This window comes from Pseudomonas sp. H9 (assembly GCF_004353925.1).
Lineage (GTDB): Bacteria > Pseudomonadota > Gammaproteobacteria > Pseudomonadales > Pseudomonadaceae > Aquipseudomonas.
The window spans coordinates 13776-28648 of record NZ_SMOK01000007.1 but is presented as its reverse complement, the minus strand read 5'-3'; the positions used below and the strand labels follow the sequence as shown (position 1 = coordinate 28648).

At 60.2% G+C, this 14873-nt stretch carries 10 protein-coding genes; 3 read left to right on the top strand and 7 right to left on the bottom strand.

Annotated features, from left to right (window positions below; translation table 11 throughout):
- Together selO and trxC are read left to right on the top strand one after the other, a co-directional pair.
- Nucleotides 1-1461, top strand: coding sequence for a protein adenylyltransferase SelO (gene selO, locus E1573_RS04970; RefSeq protein ID WP_133211205.1), 1461 nt, complete (start codon nucleotides 1-3; stop codon nucleotides 1459-1461).
- 111 nt (nucleotides 1462-1572) lie between these two features.
- Nucleotides 1573-2007: a thioredoxin TrxC gene (gene trxC / locus E1573_RS04965; RefSeq protein WP_133211203.1), complete on the top strand. Its 435-nt coding sequence runs from the start codon at nucleotides 1573-1575 to the stop codon at nucleotides 2005-2007.
- Here the strand turns inward: trxC and E1573_RS04960 are convergent.
- Nucleotides 2004-2777 (bottom strand): ParA family protein, encoded by a 774-nt coding sequence (locus E1573_RS04960; protein ID WP_133211201.1) that lies wholly within the window; start codon nucleotides 2775-2777, stop codon nucleotides 2004-2006. The genes trxC and E1573_RS04960 overlap by 4 nt on opposite strands.
- Before the next feature lie 53 nt (nucleotides 2778-2830).
- Nucleotides 2831-3751, bottom strand: coding sequence for a LysR family transcriptional regulator (locus tag E1573_RS04955; protein WP_133211199.1), 921 nt, complete (start codon nucleotides 3749-3751; stop codon nucleotides 2831-2833).
- Nucleotides 3752-3871: 120 nt separating this feature from the next.
- On the opposite strand from E1573_RS04955, the gene E1573_RS04950 reads away from it, so the two are divergent.
- Nucleotides 3872-5134 carry an MFS transporter gene (locus E1573_RS04950; protein ID WP_133211197.1) on the top strand — a complete coding sequence of 421 codons (1263 nt, stop codon included), beginning with the start codon at nucleotides 3872-3874 and terminating at the stop codon, nucleotides 5132-5134.
- A 61-nt stretch (nucleotides 5135-5195) separates the two neighbouring features.
- On the opposite strand, the gene E1573_RS04945 is transcribed toward E1573_RS04950, so the two are convergent.
- The 5 genes from E1573_RS04945 to E1573_RS04920 all read right to left on the bottom strand — a co-directional run bounded on the left by E1573_RS04945 (nucleotide 5196) and on the right by E1573_RS04920 (nucleotide 14869).
- Nucleotides 5196-5543 carry a YgiW/YdeI family stress tolerance OB fold protein gene (locus E1573_RS04945; protein ID WP_133211195.1) on the bottom strand — a complete coding sequence of 116 codons (348 nt, stop codon included), beginning with the start codon at nucleotides 5541-5543 and terminating at the stop codon, nucleotides 5196-5198.
- Nucleotides 5544-5681: 138 nt separating this feature from the next.
- Nucleotides 5682-6746, bottom strand: coding sequence for a uroporphyrinogen decarboxylase (gene hemE, locus E1573_RS04940; protein WP_133211193.1), 1065 nt, complete (start codon nucleotides 6744-6746; stop codon nucleotides 5682-5684).
- Between the two features lie 174 nt (nucleotides 6747-6920).
- On the bottom strand, nucleotides 6921-8339 hold the full coding sequence (locus E1573_RS04935) for an FAD-dependent oxidoreductase (protein WP_133211191.1): 1419 nt from the start codon (nucleotides 8337-8339) through the stop codon (nucleotides 6921-6923).
- Between the two features lie 117 nt (nucleotides 8340-8456).
- On the bottom strand, nucleotides 8457-12902 hold the full coding sequence (gene gltB, locus E1573_RS04930; RefSeq protein WP_133211189.1) for a glutamate synthase large subunit: 4446 nt from the start codon (nucleotides 12900-12902) through the stop codon (nucleotides 8457-8459).
- Nucleotides 12903-13264: 362 nt separating this feature from the next.
- Nucleotides 13265-14869, bottom strand: coding sequence for an AAA family ATPase (locus tag E1573_RS04920; protein ID WP_133211187.1), 1605 nt, complete (start codon nucleotides 14867-14869; stop codon nucleotides 13265-13267).
- Nucleotides 14870-14873: the final 4 nt, after the last annotated feature.

The window sequence follows — 14873 nt, the reverse complement described above, 5'->3', positions numbered from 1 at the left end:
TTGAAAGCCCTCGACGAACTGACCTTCGATAACCGCTTTGCCCGCTTGGGCGACGCGTTCTCAACCTCGGTACTGCCCGAGCCGATTGCTGAACCACGCCTGGTAGTGGTCAGCGAGGCCGCCATGGCCCTGCTCGACCTGGAGCCGACCGAAGCACACTCGCCAGTGTTCGCCGAACTGTTTGGCGGGCACAAGCTGTGGAGCGAGGCCGAACCACGCGCCATGGTCTATTCCGGGCATCAATTCGGCGGCTACAACCCGCGCCTGGGCGATGGCCGTGGCCTGCTGCTGGGCGAGGTGTACAACGATGCCGGTGAGCATTGGGACCTGCACCTCAAAGGTGCCGGGCAAACCCCGTACTCGCGCATGGGCGACGGTCGAGCGGTGCTGCGTTCCTCGATCCGTGAGTTCCTCGCCAGCGAAGCCCTGTTCGCTCTGGGAATCCCCAGCAGCCGCGCCTTGTGTGTCATCGGCTCAAGTACACCGGTGTGGCGCGAAACCCAGGAACGTGCGGCAATGCTTCTGCGCCTGGCGCCAAGCCATGTGCGCTTCGGGCATTTCGAGTATTTCTATTACACCCGCCAGCCCGAACAGCAGCGCATCCTCATCGATCATGTGCTGAATCAGCATTTCCCCGAATGCCAGACCGAGCCCGAGCCTTACCTGGCAATGTTTCGCAGCATTGTCGAACGCAACGCCGAACTGATTGCCTTGTGGCAGGCCTATGGCTTCTGCCATGGCGTAATGAACACCGACAACATGTCGATCTTGGGCATCACCTTCGATTTTGGCCCCTTCGCCTTCCTCGACGACTTCGACGCCAATTTCATCTGCAACCACTCAGACGATCAAGGCCGCTACAGCTACAGCAACCAGGTGCCCATCGCTCAATGGAACCTCACGGCCCTGGCCCAGGCGCTGACACCGTTCATCAGTGTCGAGGCGCTGCAACAAACCCTTGCCTTGTTCCTGCCATTGTACGAAGCCCATTACCTGCACCTGATGCGCCGTCGCTTGGGCTTGCTGCAGGCCGAGGAGGCTGACAAAGCACTGATCGAGCGCCTGCTGCAACTGATGCAGCCAGGCGCGGTGGATTACACCCTGTTCTTCCGCAAACTGGGCGACCAGCCAGCTGAACAAGCGCTGCGTGTGGTACGCGATGACTTCGTCAACCTGGCCGGTTTCGATGGTTGGGCAGAGGACTACCTGGCACGCATCGCCCGCGAACCAAGCAATGCTGAAGGCCGCCGCGAACGCATGCACGCGGTCAACCCGCTATACATCCTGCGTAACTACCTGGCCCAGCGCGCTATCGAGGCCGCTGAAGGGGGTGATTACGAAGAAGTGCGGCGCCTGCATCAGGTGCTGTGCAAGCCCTTCGAAGAACAGCCTGGAATGCAGGCCTACGCCGAACGGCCGCCGGAGTGGGGCAAGCACCTGGAAATCAGCTGCTCCTCGTAACCTGTAGGAGCGGGCTTGCCCCGCGATGCTATTTCGCTGACACACCACAATCGCGGGGCAAGCCCGCTCCTACAGCAAGCCCGCTCCTACCGACTCATTTCTGGAGTATCAATGACTGACTCACTTGTGATTCCCTGCCCCCACTGCAACGGCCTGAACCGCATCCCGGCTGAGCGTCTCGGCGATGCGCCCAAATGCGGGCGCTGCAAGAACCCGGTGCTTCTGGCCAAGCCTTTCGACCTCAAGCAAGGCGACTACGCCAGCCAGATCAAAGGCGACCTGCCCTTGCTGATCGATGTCTGGGCCGATTGGTGTGGACCGTGCAAACAGTTCGCACCGATCTTTGAGCAAGCCGCGCTCCAGTTGAGCGGGCGCTGTCGTCTGGCCAAGCTCGACAGCGAGAGCAACCAGCAACTGGCAGGGCAATTGGGGATTCGTTCGATTCCCAGCCTGATTCTGTTCAAGAACGGCCGGGAAGTCGCACGCCAGAGCGGCGCATTCCCACTCCAACAACTGCTGGAGTGGTTGCGCAGCCAGGGGATCTAAGCGTTTTCTTCGAGCAATGCGTGCAGTTCGACAAACTGTTGGGTCAGCTTGTGACGCGGTTCCAGGTGAATCAGCGGCAAGCTGGCCTGGTGTGACTCACGCATTTTTACCGAACTGTTGAGATACACCGGCAACACCGGCAAGCCTTCGGCGAGCAATTCGTCGAGCATCTGCTGCGGCAGGCTGGCCCGCGCTTGGAACTGGTTGACGACAATACCTTCAACTTGCAGGTCTTCGTTGTGATCGTCCTTGAGCTCTTCAATCTCTGCCAGCAAGCCGTACAGGGCCTGCCGCGAGAAGCTGTCGCAATCGAAAGGAATCAATACGCGATCAGCAGCGATCAGCGCAGAAACCGCGTAGAAATTGAGCGCTGGCGGTGTATCCAGGTAGATCCGCTCATAGTCTTCGTCCAACTCGTCGAGCAGTTTGCGCAGCTTGTTGATCTTGTGCTTGGCCTCAAGCTTGGGCTGCAGGTCAGCCAGCTCGGCGGTGGCGGTCACCACATGTAGGTTATCGAAGGGCGTTTCGTAGATATCAACCTTGTTCTTCTTGGCAAACGGCCCGGACGACAGCGTCTGCTTGAAGAAATCGGCAATACCCATGGGAATGTCATCGCCCGTCAGCCCAGTGAGGTACTGGGTCGAGTTGGCCTGGGCATCCAGGTCGATCAGCAGGGTCCGATAGCCTTCATTGGCACTCACCGCTGCCAGATTGCAAGCGATGCTCGATTTACCCACACCACCTTTCTGATTGAACACCACGCGCCGCATGGAAAGACCTCCGTGTATCAGGGAATGACCGAGTATGTCGGCGCAGCGCCGGATTAGCTAGCACCATCCAGCCCTCCAATGCCCAGTCCGTGCTCACCGCGCAATAACGCGGCAAAGGCATCGGCCATCGCCGAGGGCGATTCACGCCGCTGCACCAACCACACCGCCGTGTCTGCGCCGTCATCGAGCAAAGTGCGATACACCACCCCGTCGATGCGCATGCGCTGAAACGAAGCGGGCAGTACCGACACCCCCAAACCCGCCGACACCAGACCAATGATGGTCATCGCCTCGCTGGCCTCTTGGGCAAAGTGCGGGCTGAAGCCTGCCTGCCGCGCCAGGCTCAGCAACTGCGCGTACAAACCGCTGCCGTAACTGCGCGGGAAGAACACAAACGGCTCGTCAGCCAGTGCCGCCATGTGCACACCGCGTTCGCTACCCTCAGCCAGCGGATGAGCAGCGTTGATCACCGCGACCAACGGTTCGCGGAACAACTCGGTGGCCACCAGGCTGTCCGGCAAGGCCAAAGGGCGCATCAGACCGACCTCGATACTTTCATCGAGCAAGGCATCAGCCACGGCCTGGCTGCTCATTTCGCTGAGGTTCAGGTGCACCGCTGGAAAACGCTGGCGAAAGGCATAAATGGCTTTAGGGATACTGAAGTTGAACGGCGCTGACGACGTGAAACCGATCTTCATCTCTCCCAACTCACCCAACTGTGCCCGCCTTGCAACATCCGCCGCCTTGTCGACCTGAGCCAGTACCAAGCGTGCCTCTTCAAGAAACAGTCGACCGGCTTCGCTCAGCTCAACCCGGCGGTTAGTGCGCTCAAACAATCGCGCTCCCAGCTCCTGCTCCAGGGCCTGGATCTGCTGGCTGAGGGGTGGTTGAGAGATTCCCAGGTGCTGCGCCGCCCGGCCGAAGTGGAGCTCCTGGGCAACTGCGATGAAGTAGCGCAAATGGCGCAATTCCATGAAAACTCCAATAGGTCGGAAAACATCTTAAACAGGTCGAACAATATATTGGAAATGATCATTAGCCAGCTATATGCTTTTTTCACTGCCTGACAGGCCGTAGCGCCCACGAGGTCATCCGTGAAAACTGCTGTTGCTCCACACGCCCATGAAATCCCCGCCGCTCCACTCGACGAGATCGTCGCTACCCTGAACGAAAGCTGGATCGAAAAAGGCACACCGGCCTTTCTGCGCACCGTACTGGCGCTGTTCTGCGGTGGCTTTGCCACCTTTGCGCTGCTCTACTGCGTGCAACCGATGATGCCGCTGTTGTCCCAGGAGTTTTCCATAAACGCTGCGCAAAGCAGCCTAATCCTTTCGGTTTCGACCGGCATGCTGGCTGTCGGGTTGCTGATCACCGGCCCGATTTCCGATCGCATCGGGCGCAAACCGGTGATGGTGTTTGCGCTGTTCTGCGCCGCGCTATGTACGATTGTCAGCGCCCTGATGCCCAGCTGGCACGGCGTGCTGCTGACCCGCGCCCTGCTCGGCCTGTCGCTCAGCGGCTTGGCGGCAGTTGCGATGACCTACCTGAGCGAAGAGATTCACCCTCAGCACATTGGCCTGGCGATGGGCTTGTACATCGGTGGCAACGCCATTGGCGGCATGAGCGGGCGCTTGATCACAGGTGTACTGATCGATTTCGTCAGTTGGCACACCGCACTGCTGGTGATCGGATGCCTGGCCCTGATCGCTGCGGTGGTGTTCTGGAAAGTGCTCCCGGAGTCGCGCAACTTTCGCCCACGCTCACTGCATCCGCGCAGCTTGCTGGAGGGCTTTACCCTGCACTTTCGCGATGCCGGGCTGCCTTGGCTGTTTCTCGAAGCCTTCTTGCTGATGGGCGCCTTCGTCACCCTGTTCAACTACATCGGCTATCGCCTGCTGGCTGAGCCATACCACATGAACCAGGCGTTGGTTGGCCTGCTGTCGGTGGTGTACCTGTCGGGAATCTACAGCTCGGCGCAGATCGGCGCCCTTGCCGACAAGCTGGGGCGGCGCAGAGTATTCTGGGGCACCATCGTCCTGATGTTCAGCGGTTTGCTCATTACCTTGTTCAGCCCCTTGCTGCTGGTGATCGTCGGCATGCTGGTGTTCACCTTCGGTTTCTTTGGCGCGCACTCAGTGGCCAGTAGCTGGATTGGACGGCGCGCAACCAAAGCCAAGGGCCAGGCGTCGTCGTTGTACCTGTTCAGCTACTACGCAGGGTCGAGTGTGGCCGGGACGGCCGGTGGGGTGTTCTGGCATCACGCCGGGTGGAACGGGATCGGCCTGTTCATTGGTAGCTTGCTGGTGATGGCGCTGCTGGTGGCGTTGCACCTGAGCAGGTTGCCAGCCAAAACCTGAATGCAATCGCGGGGCAAGCCCGCTCCTACCGTAGGAGCGGGCTTGCCCCGTGATGTTTTAATCAGTTGATCACTTCAACCAGATCAACATCGACCTCACGGCTCATCAAGTGCTTCTCGACTTCACCGGTCAGCTTGACCTTGGTCTTGTCGTTGAAGGCCACCGGCGGCATGTCTTCTTTGTCGATCTCGACGGTGATGGTGCCGGTGTTGTCCTTGAACTCGAACTTGTCATCGTTGTTCAGCTTCTTGACCACAAAGCCCTGCAATACGACTGGGGTGTCGTCAGCGGCGTCATTGGCAGCAGCAACGGTGGTGACCGGTTGAGCACCCGGACCGGTATAACCGGCGGCCAGGGCAGCGGTGCTGAACAGCGGGGCAAGCAGCAGAGCGAGGTAACGTGTTTTCATGGTGAAGATCCTGTCTGGGTTTCGATGAACACAGATTACCCAGACAGGCTGAATTGAAGCTTAATGTGGGAGCGGGCTTGCACCGCGATACGATGTGATTGACACAACGCAATCGCGGGGCAAGCCCGCTCCTACCGGTTATTGGTGGTATTGCGCCGAGAGTTCGTGCACGGCGTTGATGAACGCACCCGCATGCTCCGGATCCACTTCCGGGGTAATGCCGTGGCCAAGGTTGAATACATGACCGCTGCCGTGGCCGTAGCTGGCCAGAATGCGCCCAACTTCAGCGCGGATGGCTTCTGGCTTGGCATACAAGACAGTCGGGTCCATGTTGCCCTGCAGCGCAACCTTGTTGCCGACGCGCTGACGCGCTTCACCAATGTCGCACGTCCAGTCCAAGCCCAGGGCGTCAGCACCGGCATCAGCGATGCTTTCCAGCCACAGGCCGCCGTTCTTGGTGAACAGGATCACCGGCACTTTGCGCCCTTCGTGCTCACGGATCAGGCCGCTGACGATCTTGCGCATATAGGCCAGCGAGAACTCCTGGTAGGCCGCCGCCGACAGGTTGCCGCCCCAGGTGTCGAAGATTTGTACCGCTTGCGCACCGGCGAGGATCTGGCCGTTGAGGTAGCTGATGACCGACTGGGCCAGCTTGTCCAACAGCAAGTGCATGGCTTGCGGGTTGTCGTAGAGCATCGCCTTGGTCTTGCGGAAGTCTTTCGACGAACCGCCTTCGACCATGTAAGTGGCCAAGGTCCAGGGGCTACCAGAGAAGCCGATCAGCGGCACGCGGCCATTAAGCTCGCGGCGGATGGTGCTGACGGCATCCATCACGTAACCGAGGTCTTTTTGCGGATCAGGAATCGGCAGGGCTTCGATATCCGCCAGGGTGCTGATGACTTTCTTGAAACGTGGGCCTTCGCCGGTCTCGAAGTACAGGCCTTGGCCCATCGCATCGGGGATGGTGAGGATGTCGGAGAACAGGATCGCCGCGTCCAGCGGGTAGCGGTCCAGCGGCTGCAGGGTCACTTCGCAAGCAAACTGCGGGTTCATGCACAGGCTCATGAAGTCACCGGCTTTGGCGCGGCTGGCGCGGTATTCCGGCAAGTAGCGGCCGGCCTGGCGCATCATCCACACAGGGGTGACGTCTACGGGTTGCTTGAGCAGGGCGCGCAGAAAACGATCGTTCTTCAAGGCAGTCATGTCGGCATCCGGAAAAAAAGTGCGGGCATTTTCTCAGACACCAACGGAAAAGGCACGGTCAGTACCGTGCCTTTTGTCTATCGGGTTGTGACAGATCAATAGATTTGTCGAATTCATCGCGGGGCAAGCCCGCTCCCACCGGTGATCTCTGTGGGAGCGGGCTTGCCCCGCGAGTCAGACTTCCAGGTAATCCAGAATCCCCTCAGCAGCATTGCGGCCTTCGAAGATCGCCGTCACCACCAGGTCAGAACCCCGGACCATATCGCCACCGGCGAAGATCTTCGGGTTGCTGGTCTGATGCTTGTAGGTGTTCTTCTCCGGTGCCACCACACGGCCCTGGCTGTCGGTTTGAATGTTGAACTGCTCGAACCATGGCGCCGGGCTCGGGCGGAAACCGAAGGCGATGACCACGGCGTCTGCCGGGATGATCTCTTCAGAGCCTGGAATCGGCTCGGGGCTGCGACGGCCACGGGCATCCGGCTCACCGAGACGCGTCTCGACCACCTTCACGCCTTCAACCTTGTCTTCGCCGACAATCGCGATTGGCTGGCGGTTGTAGAGGAACTTTACGCCTTCTTCCTTGGCGTTCTTCACCTCTTTACGCGAGCCAGGCATGTTCGCTTCGTCACGACGGTAGGCGCAGGTCACGGCTTTGGCGCCTTGGCGGATGGAGGTGCGGTTGCAATCCATCGCCGTGTCGCCGCCACCGAGTACCACGACCTTTTTGCCCTTCATGTCGACGAAATCTTCCGGCGACTTTTCAAAGCCCAGGTTGCGGTTGACGTTGGCCACCAGGAAATCCAGCGCATCGTGCACGCCCGGCAAGTCTTCACCGGGGAACCCGCCCTTCATGTAGGTGTAGGTACCCATGCCCATGAACACTGCATCGTACTCTTCGAGCAGTTGTTCCATGCTGATGTCTTTGCCGACTTCAGTGTTCAGGCGGAACTCGATACCCATGCCGGTGAAGACTTCGCGGCGATTGCTCAGCACGGTCTTTTCCAGCTTGAACTCCGGGATGCCGAAGGTCAGCAAGCCACCGATTTCCGGGTTGCGGTCGAACACCACCGGGGTCACACCGCCTCGCACCAGCACGTCGGCACAGCCCAGGCCAGCCGGGCCGGCACCGATGATCGCGACACGCTTGCCGGTCGGTTTGACCTTGGACATGTCCGGGCGCCAGCCCATCGCAAACGCGGTGTCGGTGATGTACTTCTCCACCGAACCGATGGTAACTGCACCAAAACCGTCGTTCAGGGTGCAAGCACCTTCACACAGACGATCCTGCGGGCAGACCCGGCCGCACACTTCCGGCAGGGTGTTGGTTTGGTGCGACAGCTCCGCAGCGGCGAGGATGTTGCCTTCGGACACCAGCTTCAACCAGTTAGGGATGAAGTTGTGTACCGGGCACTTCCACTCGCAGTACGGGTTACCACAACCCAGGCAACGGTGGGCCTGCTCGGCCGACTGCTGGGGTTTGAAGGGCTCGTAGATCTCCACGAACTCTTTCTTGCGTTGACGCAACAGTTTCTTCTTCGGATCTTTGCGCCCGACCTCGATGAACTGGAAGTCATTACTCAGACGTTCAGCCATTTTTCACTACCTCTTTACCGCAGTTGCCAGCTTCAAGCTGCAAGCTGCAAGACGATCACGTGGGCCGGCAAGCTTCGCGCTGCATCACTCCTGCAGCTTAAAGCTTGCCGCTTGCCGCTACTGCGGATTGGCACGGGTGCTGGACAGCAGGTTCTTCAAGTTCGCTGCTTTCGGCTTGACCAGCCAGAAGCGACGCACGTAGTCGTCCAGGTTCTCCCAGAGCTCACGCCCCCATTCGCTGCCGGTTTCTTCGACGTACTCAGTCAGCACGCGGTGCAGATGGCTGCGATATGCCTCCATCGCTTCACCGGTGATGCGCTGGATTTCCACCAGCTCGTGGTTGAGTTTGTCGACGAAGCTGTTGTCCATGTCCAGCACGTAGGCAAAACCACCGGTCATGCCAGAGCCGAAGTTGTAACCGGTCTTGCCCAGCACGCAGACAAAGCCACCGGTCATGTACTCACAGCAGTGATCGCCTGTGCCCTCGACAACCGCGTGGGCACCGGAGTTACGCACAGCAAAACGCTCACCTGCGGTACCGGCGGCGAACAGTCTGCCGCCAGTGGCACCGTACAGGCAGGTGTTGCCGACAATGGCGCTGTGCTGGGTAGCAAACGGGCTGCCCGCAGGCGGCACAATGACCAGCTTGCCGCCGGTCATGCCTTTCCCGACGTAGTCGTTGGCATCACCTTCGAGATACAGGTTCAGGCCACCGGCGTTCCACACACCAAAGCTCTGACCAGCAGTCCCTTTGAAGCGGAAAGTGATCGGCGCCTTGGCCATACCCTGGTTGCCATGCAGACGTGCGATTTCACCGGAAATCCGCGCGCCGATGGAACGGTCACAGTTGCAGATATCGAGGCTGAACTCACCGCCACTGAGGTCACGAATGGCCGGCAGGGCCATATCGACCATCTTCTCGGCCAGCACGCCTTTGTCGAACGGCGGGTTGCGGTCGACTTCACAGAACTGCGGTTTGTCGGCCGGTACATGCGGGCTGCCCAGCAGCGGGCTGAGGTCCAGGTGTTTCTGCTTCTCGGTTTCGCCGGGGAGCATTTCAAGCAGGTCGGTACGCCCGATCAGCTCGCCAAGGCTGGCGACACCCAGCTTGGCCAGCCACTCGCGGGTTTCTTCGGCCACGTAGGTGAAGAAGTTCACCACCATGTCGACAGTACCGATGTAGTGGTCTTTGCGCAGTTTGTCGTTCTGAGTAGCAACGCCAGTGGCGCAGTTGTTCAGGTGGCAGATACGCAGGTATTTGCAGCCCAGCGCGATCATTGGCGCAGTGCCGAAGCCGAAGCTCTCGGCGCCGAGGATGGCCGCCTTGATCACGTCCAGGCCGGTTTTCAGGCCGCCGTCGGTCTGTACCCGTACCTTGCCGCGCAGGTCGTTACCACGCAGGGTCTGGTGGGTTTCAGCCAGGCCCAGCTCCCACGGTGCACCGGCGTACTTGATCGAGGTCAGCGGCGAAGCGCCGGTACCGCCATCGTAGCCGGAGATGGTGATCAGGTCAGCGTAAGCCTTGGCCACACCGGCAGCGATGGTGCCGACACCCGCTTCAGCCACCAGTTTGACCGATACCAGCGCCTGCGGGTTGACCTGCTTGAGGTCGAAAATCAGCTGCGACAAGTCTTCGATCGAGTAGATGTCGTGGTGCGGTGGCGGCGAAATCAGGGTCACGCCAGGTACGGCATAACGCAGACGGGCAATCAGGCCGTTGACCTTACCACCCGGCAGTTGACCGCCCTCTCCCGGTTTGGCGCCTTGAGCCACCTTGATCTGCAGCACTTCAGCATTGACCAGGTACTCAGGAGTAACACCAAAACGACCGGTGGCCACCTGCTTGATTTTCGAGCTTTTGATGGTGCCGTAGCGGGCCGGGTCTTCGCCGCCCTCACCGGAGTTGGAGCGCGCACCCAGGCGGTTCATCGCCTCAGCCAGCGCTTCATGGGCCTCCGGCGACAGCGCACCCAGAGAGATACCGGCGGAGTCGAAGCGCTTGAGGATCTCTTCCAGCGGCTCGACTTGTTCCAGCGCCAGCGGTTGGTCGGCGACCTTGACCTTGAGCAGGTCGCGGATCATCGAAACCGGGCGTTGGTCGACCAGTGCGGTGTATTCCTTGAATTTGGCGTAGTCGCCCTGCTGCACAGCGGCCTGCAGGGTGTTGACCACGTCCGGGTTGTAGGCGTGGTACTCGCCACCGTGAACGAACTTCAGCAAGCCACCCTGCTGGATCGGCTTACGCGGGCTCCAGGCTTCGGCGGCAAGCAGCTTCTGCTCGCTCTCGATATCGACAAAGCGCGCACCCTTGAGGCGGCTTGCAACGCCCTTGAAGCTCAGGCCAACCACTTCTTCGGACAGGCCGACAGCCTCGAACAGCTGCGCACCACGGTACGAACCGATGGTGGAGATGCCCATCTTCGAGAGGATCTTCAGCAGGCCCTTGGAGATGCCCTTACGGTAGTACTTGAAGACTTCATCCAGGTCGCCCAGCACTTCGCCGGTACGGATCAGGTCAGCCAGCACTTCGTAGGCCAGGTACGGGTACACCGCCGAGGCACCAAAACCGATCAGCACGGCAAAGTGGTGCGGGTCGCGGGCGGTAGCGGTTTCCACCAGGATGTTGCTGTCGCAACGCAGGCCCAGCTCGGTCAGGCGGTGGTGCACGGCACCGACGGCCAGCGACGCATGCACCGGCAATTTGCCCGGCGCGATATGGCGGTCGCTCAGTACCAGTTGGGTCTTGCCGCTGCGTACGGCTTCTTCGGCCTGGTCGGCGATGTTGCGCACCGCTGCTTCCAGCCCTACCGCTTCTTCGTAGTTCAGGTCGATCAGCTGACGCTCGAAGCCGGGGCGGTCGAGGTTCATCAGCGAACGCCACTTGGCTGGCGAAATCACTGGCGAGCTGAGGATCACCCGCGAAGCATGCTCAGGGGATTCCTGGAAGATGTTGCGTTCAGCGCCCAGGCAGATCTCCAGCGACATGACGATCGCTTCACGCAGCGGGTCAATTGGCGGGTTGGTGACCTGAGCGAACTGCTGGCGGAAGTAATCGTAGGGCGAACGAACGCGCTGCGACAGAATTGCCATAGGTGTGTCGTCGCCCATCGAGCCGACGGCTTCCTGGCCTTGTTCACCCAGCGGGCGCAGCACCTGATCACGCTCTTCGAAGGTGACCTGGAACATCTTCATGTATTGCTTGAGCTGGTCAGCGTCATAGCTGGCCACGCCCTGGTCGTCGCTGAGGTCAGCCTGAATGCGCAAGGCATTCTGACGCAACCAGCGCTTGTACGGGTGACGCGACTTCAGGCGGTTGTCGATGGAGTCGGTGTCGAGAATCTGGCCGGTTTCGGTGTCCACGGCGAAGATCTGACCCGGGCCCACACGCCCCTTGGCGATAACGTCTTCAGGCTTGTAGTCCCACACGCCGATTTCCGACGCCAGGGTGATGTAGCCGTTCTTGGTCGTCACCCAGCGCGCCGGGCGCAGGCCGTTACGGTCGAGCAGGCAGACCGCGTGACGACCTTCGGTCAGCACCACGCCAGCCGGGCCATCCCACGCTTCCATGTGCATGGAGTTGTATTCGTAGAACGCACGCAGGTCGGCGTCCATGGTTTCGACGTTCTGCCACGCTGGCGGAATGAGCATGCGCACGCCGCGGAACAGGTCGATACCACCGGTGACCATCAGCTCCAGCATGTTGTCCATGCTCGAGGAGTCGGAACCGACGCGGTTAACCAGCGGGCCGAGTTCTTCCAGGTCCGGAATCAGATCATTGGCGAACTTGGTGCGACGCGCCTGGGCCCAGTTACGGTTACCGGTAATGGTGTTGATCTCGCCGTTGTGGGCGAGGAAGCGGAATGGCTGAGCCAGCGGCCATTTCGGCAAGGTGTTGGTGGAGAAGCGCTGGTGGAATACGCAGATAGCTGTCTGCAGGCGCTCGTCGTCCAGGTCCGGATAGAACGCGGCGAGGTCCGCCGGCATCATCAGGCCTTTATAGATAATGGTCTTGTGCGAAAAGCTGCAGATGTAGTGGTCGGTGTCATGAGCGTTAGCCACAGACGAACGACGACGGGCGCTGAACAGCTTGATGGCGAATTCCTGATCGCTCAGGCCTTCACCGCCGACGAACACCTGCTCAATCTGCGGCAGGCGCTCCAGAGCCAAGCGGCCAAGGACGCTGGTATCGATCGGCACCTTGCGCCAGCCCACCAATTGCAGGCCCGCCGCGAGGATTTCGCGGTTCATGTTTTCGCGCGCAGCTTCAGCTTTGCCGGTGTCCTGGTTGAAGAACACCATGCCGACCGCGTACTGCTTGGGCAGCTCGACGCCGAATTGTTCCTGGGCCACGGCCCGTAGGAACTGATCGGGCTTTTGCATCAATAGGCCACAACCGTCGCCGGTCTTGCCGTCAGCGTTGATACCACCGCGGTGGGTCATGCAGGTCAGCGCCTGCATAGCTGTTTGCAGAAGGTGGTGGCTGGGTTCGCCCGTCATATGGGCGATCAGGCCGAAACCACAGTTATCCTTGAATTCTTCGGGATGGTACAGACCTGTTTTCATAGACACTTTCTCACCAGGTTCGCCTCTCACCAAGGCAAATCTCTTTTTAGTACAACCACTTACCATCCACGCCGAACGAACGCCAGCTTTGCGGGGGCAATAGGGGAGCCATTGTTGCACAGCGACAGGGAAGCCCACAAATTTACGACGCATTGTCGTAAACCCATGTCGCAATTTTGAATGTTTTTAAGCTTGCACCGTGGTAACGGCTTGGCTTGAGTCTGAAGCGTTTCAGCCTGGACTGCAAGATAGGCTTGTGGCCGGCAGTCTGGGACAGAAAAGCCTGCCGCGAAGTACGCAGCAGGCTTGACCATAATTCAGGAGTCGCTCAGCAGGTGGCGGGGTAATGCCACCGAGCTATATCAGCGGGTCGCAGCCAGTTCTTGTTGAACGCTGGCAACGGTGCGAGGCCAAGGTTTACCAGCCTGGACCTTGGCTGGCAAGGTTTTGATTGCAGCCAGCGCCGCATCACGACTGGAGAAGCTGCCGTAAGTAATCACATACAGCGGCTTACCCTGCAAGGTTTTCTTGAAGTAGCGATAGTCGCCACCTTGCGCTTTCACGTAGGCCTGGGCGGAAGCTTCGGAGCTGGTGCCGAGGATTTGCACCACATAGTTGCCCGGTTTTTGCCCGGCGTACCAGCCACCGCCTGCAGCAGGCTTGGCGGCTGGCTTCTCGACAGGCTTAGGTGCCGGCTTGGCCGTTGCAACCTGAGTAGGGGCAGGTTTTGCTGCAGGCGCTACTGGCTTGCTGGCAACAGGTGCAACCGGCTGTGGTGCAGGCGCGACAGGCTGGGCCTGAGCAACCGGTTGGGCCGGGGCAGGCGCAGGGCCCGCTGGGACACCGGCAGGTGGCGCGATGGTGGTGACGGTCGGTGGCTGCAGCGCAGTTTCACCGGCCGGGCCGCCCTCTTCGCCCTCACCCATACCCGCCGCTTCAGCCAGCGGGCCGCGCATGACCGGCTGCGACTGACCTACCAACGGCAGCGGCATCGGCTGCGAGTTACCCGCAAACTCAATGGCAGGGCCGCCATTGTTCGACTGAGCATTGCCTGGCTGGCCTTCACCCAATGGCAGCTGAGCCTGCTCGGCAGGCGCAGTTGGCGCCTGATCGCCCTTTTTCGGCATCAGTACAGCGGCAGCCACTGCGACCACCACAACAGCAGACAGCGCCAGCACGTGTTTTTTAGGCATATTGAACCCCATTGATGGTCGCTTGGCCGTGGTCCGGCTGGCGATCATGGCTTCGATCAAGGTATCGCGGGCAACCTGGTTGATATTCCCAGGCCAACCATCCGAGTTTTGGTGAATATCGACAATCTGTTCACTGGTGAACACCTCGATCCCTCGCCCGGCACCTTCCAGGCGCTGCTCGAGGTACTCCCGGGTCTCTTCTTCGCTGTACGGCGCCAGCTCGATAACGTGGAAACGCTCCAGATCAGTATCGATCGCTTCCAGCCCGGCAATCAGTGACGGCTCACCGAACAGAAAAACATGCGGACGCCCTTCTGGCGTACCCGCCGCCAGTTCCAGCAAGGCTTGGAGTGCTGACTCGTCCAGTTGTTCCGCGTCGTCTACCAGCAAATAGACTTCTTGCCCGGTCAATGCCAGCTGCACCACCTGGGCCAGCAACTCGGGGACTTCCGGCTGGGCTACGCCCAACGCCTGGGCAACCTGACTGAGCACACCGGCGGCGTCGCTGGCGCCGCGCGCGGAAACCACCACGCTTTGCACCGTTTGCTTGTTGGTGCTGGCAACCAGCGCCTGACGCAGCAAGGTCTTGCCGCTGCCCTGAGGGCCGGTAACCACCAGCAGCAACTGGCTGTAACGTGCCAGGTGATGCAGCTGGCCAAGCACCGGCTTGCGTTGGGCCGGGAAGAACTTGAACCCGGGCACCCGCGCAGCGAAGGGGTCATGGTTCAACTGGTAATGGCCGAGAAAGGCCTCGTCGGCATGCAGACTAGTCATCGAA